Source organism: Pantoea sp. R13S299, assembly GCF_048515925.1.
Lineage (GTDB): Bacteria > Pseudomonadota > Gammaproteobacteria > Enterobacterales > Enterobacteriaceae > Pantoea.
In genome coordinates, this window is the sequence record NZ_JBLYEF010000004.1 from 431,668 (window position 1) to 441,776 (window position 10,109).

The following is a 10,109-nucleotide window of genomic DNA, read 5'->3' on the forward strand; positions in this document are numbered from 1 at the left end:
TAAACTTAAGTGTACATTTATGCGTGGTTCTCCTGGTGCGGATATATTTTTAAATTAATGATATATATAGTATTAGTTAAAAAATTGCTTGCTAGTTCTGACCTGTGGTAATAAAAGTGTACATATAATATTGCGCTATGTATTGTCTGTGATACAGTATTTGCATTCCTCAATGAGGAGCCCCTATCCGCTAATACGAGCCAAAGGATCGCCATCATGCAAAAAGACGCGCTGAACAATGTGCATATCGCCGGTGAACAGGTATTAATCACGCCTGAAGAGCTGAAAGCGAAGTTTCCACTGACCACTGAACAGCAGGATCAGGTCGCGGCGTCCCGCCAGACCATCTCTGACATTATTGCCGGCCGCGATCCGCGTCTGCTGGTGGTATGCGGACCCTGCTCGATTCACGATACCGAAGTGGCGCTGGAATATGCTCGACGTCTGCAAACCCTTTCTGAACAGCTGAAAGATCAGCTCTATATCGTGATGCGCGTCTATTTTGAAAAGCCTCGTACTACTGTCGGCTGGAAAGGACTGATCAACGATCCTTACATGGATAACTCGTTTGATATGGAAGCGGGTCTTCACATTGCGCGTCAGCTGCTGGTGAACCTGGTGGAAATGGGTCTGCCGCTGGCGACTGAAGCGCTGGATCCTAACAGCCCGCAATACCTGGGCGACCTGTTCAGCTGGTCTGCGATTGGCGCACGGACGACAGAATCTCAGACGCACCGTGAAATGGCTTCGGGCCTGTCGATGCCGGTCGGCTTTAAAAACGGCACCGATGGCAGCCTGGGAACGGCAATCAACGCCATGCGTGCCGCCGCAATGCCGCACCGCTTTGTCGGCATTAATCAGGCCGGTCAGGTCTGCCTGCTGCAGACTCAGGGCAACCCGGATGGTCACGTGATTCTGCGTGGTGGCAAGGCGCCGAACTACGGTCCTGAAGATGTCGCGCAGTGTGAAAAAGAGATGCTCAAGGCGGGACTGCGTCCAGCCTTAATGATAGATTGCAGCCATGGCAATTCGAACAAAGACTACAGCCGTCAGCCTGGCGTAGCGGAATCCGCTATTGCGCAGATCAAAGACGGAAACCGTTCAATCATTGGTTTGATGCTGGAAAGCCATATCAATGAAGGTAACCAGTCTTCTGAGCAGCCACGCAGCGAAATGAAGTATGGCGTTTCCGTAACCGATGCCTGCATCAACTGGGAAGTGACCGAAACGTTGCTGCGTGAGATGCATCAGGATCTGCAGGGAGTGCTGTCGGCGCGTCTGACACAAGAGGTGTAAGAGAAATGGTGGCTGAACTGACCGCGTTACGCGATCAAATTGACAGTGTTGATAAGGCGCTGCTGGATCTGCTGGCTAAACGGCTGGAGCTGGTAGCGGAGGTAGGGGAGGTTAAGAGCCGTTACGGTCTGCCTATCTACGTGCCTGAACGTGAAGCGTCGATGCTGGCTTCCCGTCGCAAAGAGGCTGAAGCGCTCGGCGTACCTCCGGATTTGATTGAAGATATACTGCGCCGCGTGATGCGCGAGTCCTATACCAGCGAGAATGACAAAGGCTTTAAAACCCTCTGTCCTGAACTGCGCCCGGTGGTGATCGTCGGGGGTAAAGGCCAGATGGGCCGGCTGTTTGAAAAAATGCTCGGGCTTTCAGGCTATTCGGTTAAAACGCTGGATAAAGAGGACTGGCCTCAGGCTGAAACGCTGCTCAGCGATGCCGGCATGGTGATCATCAGTGTACCGATTCACCTGACCGAGGAGGTTATTGCCAGGCTGCCACCACTGCCGGAAGATTGTATTCTGGTAGATCTGGCATCTGTGAAAAACCGGCCTCTGCAGGCGATGCTGGCTGCCCATAGCGGTCCGGTGCTGGGTCTGCATCCGATGTTTGGCCCGGACAGCGGGAGCCTGGCAAAACAGGTAGTGGTCTGGTGTGATGGAAGACAGCCGGAAGCGTATCAGTGGTTCCTGGAGCAGATTCAGGTCTGGGGTGCGCGCCTGCATCGTATCAGCGCGGTTGAGCATGACCAGAACATGGCCTTTATTCAGGCGCTGCGTCACTTTGCCACTTTTGCCTATGGCCTGCATTTAGCCGAAGAGAACGTCAATCTCGATCAGTTGCTGGCGCTATCATCGCCGATTTACCGGCTGGAGCTGGCGATGGTGGGGCGGTTGTTCGCTCAGGATCCGCAGCTCTATGCGGATATCATCATGTCGTCTGAGAGTAATCTGGCGCTGATCAAACGCTATTACCAGCGGTTTGGTGAAGCGATTGCGCTGCTGGAGCAGGGCGACAAACAGGCATTTATTGCCAGCTTTAACCGGGTTGAACAGTGGTTTGGCGATCACGCGAAACGCTTCCTGGTGGAAAGCCGGAGTCTGTTACGCTCGGCCAATGACAGTCGGCCATAAATGAAAAAGGCATCCTTGCGGATGCCTTTTTACTATTCGGCCGTTTCATCGCCAGGTTCAGCGGGCACCACATTCTCGCTGGGGTAGCAGCCCAGCACCTTCAGAGAGCGGGTCATGGTCTGTAGTTCCTGAAGAGCCTGCTGCATCCGCTCAGATTGCAGGTTGCCCTGCACATCAATGTAAAACATCTCTTCCCATGGATTGCCATTAATCGGGCGCGACTCCAGCTTGCTCATAATCAGGTTATGCTGACGCAGCACCAGCAGCGCGTCGACCAGCGCACCCGCCTGCTGGCCAGTTGCCATAATCAGAGTAGTTTTGGCTGGGACCTGATCTGAAACCTCAATGGCTTTGCGGGCCAGCACGATAAAGCGGGTGTGGTTCTGCTGCTGATTTGCCAGATTACGTTCCAGCACCTGTAACTGATAGAGCTCGCCACCGGCTTCACTGCCCAGCGCCGCCACCTTAGGTGAGTTGAGCGCAGCCACTTTCTCCATCGCTGCCGCGGTACTCTCGGTATATTCGATCTTCCAGTGCGGGAAACGGTTAATGAACTGACTGCACTGCTGGAAGGGCTGAGGATGGCTGTACACCGTCTCAATCTGCTGCAGATCGGTAGGGCCATTCACCAGCACGCAGTGGTCGATAGGTAAGGTCAGCTCGCCCACGATAGAGAGACTGGTCTGTTGCAGCAGATCGTAGACATCGTTGATCGAGCCCGAACTGGTGTTCTCAATCGGCATCACGGCGTAATCAGCTACGCCATTTTCGACCTGCTTGATGATGTCGTGAAACTTCAGGCAGCCACACTCCACCATGCTGTCGAAATGACGTGACGCGTAGTTGCGTGCGGCAAGGTGCGAGTATGAGCCTTTCGGGCCGAGAAATGCGATACGGGCGGCATGCGCATGAGGATGGTTAAGGTTTTTCTGCAGTAACGCCTGCTGAGTCAGCACGGAATCTTCGATGACCAGCTGGAACAGGCGGGTGATGTAGTGGGCATCCAGCTTGTGCGCTTTACCCAGCACAATCAGATTCTCCAGCAGTGCGCGTTCACGCTCAACATCCCGAATCGGGCGATGCGTTGCCAGTTTTGCCTGTGCGACTTCCACTGCCAGCAGACGACGCTCGGCCAGCAGCGTCAGAAGTTTTTTATCCACTGCGCTAATCTTATCGCGTAGCGCCAGCAATGGATTGTCGGGATTCATAGGGCTCACCTGTATGCTATCCAATAAAAAAGCCTCCCGGTTGGGAGGCTTCGTTGTTCGTCTTCGCTTTCATTTTCACACGACGAATGGCCTCCCGTTCAGGGGAAGGTAAAAAAGAAAGCGAAGAAAAACAGATCAGATTTCATGATAACGTCCGAAAAAAGAGTGACCTGAGAGTAACCGTACTGCTTAAAAGCTGTCAATAAAAAACGCGCCCGGAGGCGCGTTATGGCAATCAGGACTCTTCGTCGGCGGGGATAATGTCTTTTACGCTGGCACTGGCGCGGCGCGCTTCAGACTTGTGCTGAACTTTATTCAGCTGACGCTCGAGCTTCGCAATCAAATCATTGATGGCGGTATACATATCGTCATGTTTGGCACTGGCCACCAGAGTCCCGTTCGGTGTGTTAATAGTGGCATCAGCCACGAATTCTTTGGGCTCTTTAGACAGGACAATATGCGGATTAATCAGGTCGGTTTGCCATTTTTCGAGCTTGGCGAGACGGTCTTCAACATGGCTTCGGATTGCCGGGGTGATGTCCATTTGTTTACTGGTAATGTTCAGAATCATCGTTCTTACCTCTCTGTCATTTCCGTCTTGGTCTTCTCAGCATAGCGCGAAAAAGCGTTAAATGTGAGATTTCGATCACGAAAAAATGTCACTTTTTGTCAGTCACAACAATCTGTGAGAAAGGCAGAGAAACTGGCTGAAATGGCTTGAAGCGAAACGATTAACACGGCATGCTTGATGAGTTAGCTCGCTGGCATCAGATCCACTTCTGACTGTTCTTTGAGCAAAAAAAAGCAGCCATTGCAGGCTGCTTTTTTTGTGGCTGAAATCAGGGCTATCAGCTTTTGTTCGCTGCAATGATTTTCGCCACTTTATCGGCTTCAGCATTCAGCTGCAGATTGCGGTAAGCATTTTCCATCAGCGGCAGGGCATCGTGTGTCGCCTGCGTATCCGGATAATCGCGCATCATACCTTCGACACGGTTAACAACCGCGACATAAGCCTCACGCTTAGTATAGAATTGCGCCACTGATAGCTCATATTTAGCCAGACGGTCTTTCAGATAGACCAGACGTTTCTGAGCATCAGCCGCATACTGGCTGTTCGGGTAATTACGCAGCAGCTGGGAGAAGTCGCGGAAAGCATCACGAGCGTGCGTCGGATCGCGGTCAGAACGATCGATACCAAAGAAGCCCTGCAGCGCGGAGTCATCCAGCGCCATGTCCGTCAGACCTTTCATATAGATGACATAGTCAATGTTCGGATGCGTGGGGTTCAGACGCATAAAGCGAGCAATGGCAGCCTGCGCCAGGGGCAGATCGGCATTTTTATAGTACGCGTAGATTAAATCCAGCTGCACCTGCTGCGAATAAGGACCGAACGGATAACGATTATCCAGCGCTTCCAGTTGCTTAATCGCGGCTTTAAAGTTACCGTCCTGCAGCTTTTGCTGCGCTGTAGCATAGATTTCAGAAGGCGGGTTGTCCGGTACCGCGTCATTTGAGCCGGAACAACCAACAAGTGCCAGGCTCAGTGTGGCAGCAGCCACCAGATGTTTCATACGCGTCATGACGAAGTGATTATCCTCAAATGTTATGGCGGAAGCTGTCCGTATAGCTCCCGGTAATGACCAGGTACGATAGCACATTATATTAAACGGCATCGCCGTGAAAACCCAACGTTAACGAAGAAGCTGTATATGGCACAACAAGTTCAACTCACCGCAACGGTATCCGAATCACAACTCGGACAACGCTTAGATCAGACTTTGGCGGAATTGTTCCCTGATTATTCACGTTCTCGCATAAAAGAGTGGATCCTTGACCGTCGCGTTACTGTAAATGGCGTCATGGTCGATACACCCAAAGAAAAAGTGCTGGGCGGCGAGCTGGTCGCGATTGACGCTGAGATCGAAGAGGCACAGCGCTGGGAACCGCAGGATCTGCCACTCGACATCGTTTATGAAGATGAAGACATTATTGTCATCAACAAACCACGCGACTTCGTGGTACACCCTGGCGCCGGTAATCCGGACGGCACGGTATTAAACGCCTTACTTCATCACTTTCCTGCGATTATGGATGTGCCACGCGCGGGCATCGTACACCGCCTGGATAAAGACACCACCGGTTTAATGGTGGTCGCGAAAACTGTTCCGGCTCAGACGCATCTGGTGGACTCGCTGCAACGTCGCGAAATCACCCGTGAATATGAAGCGGTCGCAATTGGCAATATGACCGCGGGCGGTACTGTTGAGCAGCCTATCAGCCGTCACTCAACCAAACGCACCCACATGGCGGTTCACCCAATGGGTAAACCTGCGGTGACGCATTACCGCATCATGGAGCATTTCCGGGCTCATACTCGCCTGCGTCTGCGTCTGGAAACCGGTCGTACTCACCAGATCCGTGTGCATATGTCTCATATCAGCCATCCGCTGGTAGGCGATCCGCTTTACGGTGGCCGTCCGCGTCCGCCAAAAGGGGCATCCGAGGCATTTATTACTACGCTGCGCGGTTTCGACCGTCAGGCCCTGCACGCCACAATGTTGCGCCTGTATCACCCAATCAGCGGTATTGAGATGGAATTCCATGCTGCGCTTCCGCAGGATATGGTTGATCTGATCGCGGCGTTAAAAGCAGATACTGAAGAATTTAAAGACCAGATGAATTGGTGATGAATCTGGTTACTCCTCAATGGCCTGCTCCTTCACGTGTTCGGGCCTGCTCGACGCAGCGACAGGGTGGCATCAGCACATCGCCCTGGGATGCGCTGAATCTCGGCGGGCACGTAGGGGATAATCCGGATGCAGTGGCGCGTAACCGGCAGTTGCTGGTGGACGAGGCGGGCCTGCCTGCAATGCCGCAGTGGCTGGAACAGGTTCACGGTACAGAGGTTGTGCGTCTGACAGCAGGAGAAAGTACGCCATTACGTGCCGATGCCTGCATCACCGATCAGCCTGGCGTCGTCTGCGCCATCATGACCGCTGACTGTCTGCCGGTTCTGTTTTGTTCGCAGGATGGGACGGAAGTAGCGGCGGCTCATACAGGCTGGCGTGGACTGTGTGCGGGTATACTGGAAAATACGCTGGCGCAGTTTCGCTCGCCGCCTGAGCAGGTTCATGTTTGGCTGGGACCGGCGATTGGACCGGATGCGTTTGAGGTTGGTGCAGAAGTGCGTCAGGCCTTTATGGCTCATGATCCCCTCGCGGTGCAGGCTTTCCGCCCTTCAGGCGACCGTTTTTACGCTGATATCTGGTTGCTGGCGCGTATGCGACTGCAGGCAGCGGGCGTGAATTCAATCAGCGCCGACAGCCGTTGTACCTTTACGCAGCGCGACGATTTCTTCTCCTTCCGCCGCGATGGGAACACCGGGCGTATGGCAACTTTGATCTGGCTGTTATAACCTTACGCCATAAGACGGTCCAGTTAGCGTATTTTTTACTCAAATCTCAGGTCATTAACCTTGAAATTTTTGAGGGATGACCTCATTTAATCTCCAGTAGCATTTTGACCTGTAATGGGAGGAATTATGCGTCTGGATCGTCTTACTAACAAATTTCAGCTGGCTCTCGCCGACGCGCAGTCCCTGGCTCTGGGACACGACAACCAATTCATTGAACCTCTGCACCTGATGAGCGCGTTGCTCAAACAGGAGGGCGGATCGGTTTCACCTTTACTGACTTCGGCCGGTGTCGACGTTACGCCTTTTCGCGCTCAGGTTGAGCAAGCCATCGATCGCCTGCCACAAGTTGAAGGCAGCGAAGGGGATGTACAACCTTCATCTGACCTCGTCCGGGTATTAAACCTGTGCGACAAGCTGGCTCAGAAGCGCAACGATAACTTCATTTCATCAGAATTATTTGTTCTGGCCGCCCTGGAATCTCGTGGCTCACTGGCCGATCTGCTTAAAGCAGCGGGCGCAACGCGCGAAAAAATCACCAGTGCGATTGAACAGATGCGGGGAGGAGATAACGTGAACGATCAGGGGGCTGAAGATCAGCGTCAGGCATTGAAGAAATACACCATCGATCTGACCGAGCGTGCCGAGAAGGGCAAACTCGATCCGGTGATCGGCCGTGACGAAGAGATTCGCCGCACTATTCAGGTTCTGCAGCGTCGTACTAAAAACAACCCGGTGCTGATTGGTGAACCTGGCGTGGGTAAAACCGCGATTGTTGAAGGGCTGGCGCAGCGCATCATTAACGGTGAAGTCCCTGAGGGACTGAAAGGTCGTCGGGTACTGGCGCTGGATATGGGTGCGCTGGTGGCCGGGGCGAAATATCGTGGTGAGTTCGAAGAGCGTCTGAAAGGCGTGCTGAGTGACCTGTCGAAACAGGAAGGCAACGTCATTCTGTTTATCGACGAACTGCACACTATGGTCGGCGCCGGTAAAGCGGACGGTGCGATGGATGCCGGTAACATGCTCAAGCCTGCGTTGGCTCGTGGTGAACTGCACTGCGTGGGTGCCACTACGCTTGATGAGTACCGTCAGTACATTGAAAAAGATGCCGCGCTGGAGCGTCGTTTTCAGAAAGTCTTTGTGGCTGAGCCGAGTGTGGAAGACACCATCGCTATTCTGCGCGGCCTGAAAGAGCGTTACGAATTGCATCACCATGTGCAGATCACTGACCCGGCCATTGTGGCGGCGGCGACTCTGTCACATCGTTATATTGCTGACCGCCAGCTGCCGGATAAAGCCATTGACCTGATTGATGAGGCGGCATCCAGCATTCGTATGCAGATGGACTCGAAGCCGGAGTCACTGGATCGCCTGGAGCGCCGTATCATTCAGCTGAAGCTGGAGCAGCAGGCGCTGAAGAAGGAGGCGGACGATGCCAGTATCAAGCGTCTGGAGATGCTGGAAACTGAGCTGAACCAGAAAGAGCGTGAATACGCTGAGCTGGAAGATGAGTGGAAGACAGAGAAAGCTTCGCTGTCCGGCACGCAGAACATTAAAGCTGAACTGGAGCAGGCGCGTCTGAATTTAGAGCAGGCCCGTCGCCAGGGTGATCTCGCTCAGATGTCAGAGCTGCAGTACGGTAAAATTCCGGCACTGGAAAAACAGCTAGCCGCGGCGACACAAGCGGAAGGCAAAACCATGAAGTTACTGCGCAACCGCGTAACGGATGTGGAGATTGCCGATGTGCTGGCTCGCTGGACCGGTATCCCGGTGGCAAGAATGATGGAAGGTGAGCGCGATAAGTTGCTGCGCATGGAGCAGGATCTGCATGGTCGTGTCATCGGCCAGGATGAAGCGGTTGAAGCGGTATCGAATGCTATCCGCCGTAGTCGTGCGGGGCTCTCTGATCCCAACCGCCCAATCGGTTCCTTCCTGTTCCTGGGCCCTACCGGGGTAGGTAAAACCGAACTGTGTAAGTCGCTGGCTAACTTCCTGTTCGACAGTGACGATGCGATGGTTCGTATCGACATGTCCGAATTTATGGAAAAACATTCAGTGTCGCGGCTGGTGGGCGCACCTCCGGGCTATGTCGGCTATGAAGAGGGCGGTTATCTGACCGAAGCTGTACGTCGTCGTCCTTATTCGGTAATCCTGCTGGATGAAGTCGAGAAGGCGCATCCTGATGTCTTCAACATTCTGCTGCAGGTGCTGGATGATGGGCGTCTGACGGATGGGCAGGGTCGTACGGTCGATTTCCGTAACAGCGTGGTGATCATGACCTCTAACCTGGGATCGGATTTAATCCAGGAACGGTTCGGCAATCTCAGCTATCCGGAAATGAAAGACATTGTGATGGGTGTGGTCGGACAGCATTTCCGTCCTGAATTCGTCAACCGTATCGATGAGGTGGTGGTGTTCCATCCGCTGGCTGAGAAACACATTGCTTCGATTGCGCAGATTCAGCTGCAGCGGTTGTACAAACGTCTGGATGAACGTGGCTATCAGTTGCACATCTCCGATGAGGCGATCAAACTGCTGGCGGAGAACGGGTATGACCCGGTCTATGGTGCGCGTCCGCTGAAACGGGCGATACAGCAGCAGATCGAGAACCCGCTGGCTCAGCAGATCCTTGCAGGTTCGCTAGTGCCGGGTAAAACCATCGAAATGGATGTCGTAAACGACGTCATAACTGCACATCAATAATGGTGCGAGTTGAAAAACGGGCCTCTGGCCCGTTTTTTTTGCCCTTTTGAGGGGTTTTTGCTTATTTATTGCCCTGTTTGGGCGTAAATTGAACGGTCGGCAAAAAAGTTGTGATTTGCACTTGCGCTATCTCAGCCGTTCCCTATAATGCGCCTCCACTGACACGGCAAACCGGCAACGGGAAAACGGGTCAGGAGGCACAGGAGACTGAGCCGCCGGAGAAAAACTTCTGAGAAAGAGGTTGACTCTGCAGGAGGAAAGCGTAATATACGCCACCTCGCGACAGGACGCTAACGCACTGTTCGCACTGCTCTTTAACAATTTATCAGACAATCTGTGTGGGCACTCGCAGGATTGATATCA

General features: G+C 53.3%; 9 protein-coding genes and 1 other annotated feature. Of the genes, 5 read left to right on the plus strand and 4 right to left on the minus strand.

The genetic code is table 11. The features are described 5' to 3' along the window. Positions 1-216: 216 nt before the first annotated feature. Both ACN1CO_RS19055 and tyrA read left to right on the plus strand, forming a co-directional pair. Positions 217-1,296, plus strand: coding sequence for a 3-deoxy-7-phosphoheptulonate synthase (locus ACN1CO_RS19055; protein ID WP_419140281.1), 1,080 nt, complete (start codon positions 217-219; stop codon positions 1,294-1,296). A gap of 5 nt (positions 1,297-1,301) precedes the next feature. Further along, a complete protein-coding gene (tyrA, locus tag ACN1CO_RS19060) occupies positions 1,302-2,423 on the plus strand; it encodes a bifunctional chorismate mutase/prephenate dehydrogenase (RefSeq protein ID WP_419140282.1) in 1,122 nt (373 codons plus the stop codon). Positions 2,424-2,455: 32 nt separating this feature from the next. Here the strand turns inward: tyrA and pheA are convergent, their stop codons facing one another. The 4 genes from pheA to bamD form a co-directional block, all read right to left on the minus strand. Next, positions 2,456-3,631: a bifunctional chorismate mutase/prephenate dehydratase gene (pheA, locus tag ACN1CO_RS19065; protein ID WP_419140283.1), complete on the minus strand. Its 1,176-nt coding sequence runs from the start codon at positions 3,629-3,631 to the stop codon at positions 2,456-2,458. 22 nt (positions 3,632-3,653) lie between these two features. Beyond that, positions 3,654-3,778 (minus strand) — a sequence feature (Phe leader region). After that, positions 3,730-3,777 (minus strand): pheA operon leader peptide PheL, encoded by a 48-nt coding sequence (gene pheL / locus ACN1CO_RS19070; protein ID WP_193586062.1) that lies wholly within the window; start codon positions 3,775-3,777, stop codon positions 3,730-3,732. Its footprint overlaps the feature before it by 48 nt. Before the next feature lie 88 nt (positions 3,779-3,866). Beyond that, positions 3,867-4,202: a ribosome-associated translation inhibitor RaiA gene (gene raiA / locus ACN1CO_RS19075; protein WP_003849030.1), complete on the minus strand. Its 336-nt coding sequence runs from the start codon at positions 4,200-4,202 to the stop codon at positions 3,867-3,869. Positions 4,203-4,479: 277 nt separating this feature from the next. Then, the gene (bamD, locus tag ACN1CO_RS19080; RefSeq protein ID WP_090965572.1) at positions 4,480-5,211 is read right to left on the minus strand and encodes an outer membrane protein assembly factor BamD; all 732 of its coding nucleotides are present in this window, start codon (positions 5,209-5,211) and stop codon (positions 4,480-4,482) included. A gap of 129 nt (positions 5,212-5,340) precedes the next feature. Between bamD and rluD the strand changes: the two genes are divergently transcribed. The 3 genes from rluD to clpB all read left to right on the plus strand — a co-directional run bounded on the left by rluD (position 5,341) and on the right by clpB (position 9,746). After that, the gene (rluD, locus tag ACN1CO_RS19085; RefSeq protein ID WP_283547234.1) at positions 5,341-6,318 is read left to right on the plus strand and encodes a 23S rRNA pseudouridine(1911/1915/1917) synthase RluD; all 978 of its coding nucleotides are present in this window, start codon (positions 5,341-5,343) and stop codon (positions 6,316-6,318) included. After that, entirely contained in the window at positions 6,318-7,046 is a 729-nt protein-coding gene (gene yfiH / locus ACN1CO_RS19090; protein WP_419140284.1) for a purine nucleoside phosphorylase YfiH, read from the plus strand. Before rluD ends, yfiH begins: the two co-directional genes overlap by 1 nt. A 114-nt stretch (positions 7,047-7,160) precedes the next feature. Next, a complete protein-coding gene (clpB, locus tag ACN1CO_RS19095; protein ID WP_283547236.1) occupies positions 7,161-9,746 on the plus strand; it encodes an ATP-dependent chaperone ClpB in 2,586 nt (861 codons plus the stop codon). The last annotated feature ends 363 nt before the right edge of the window (positions 9,747-10,109 follow it).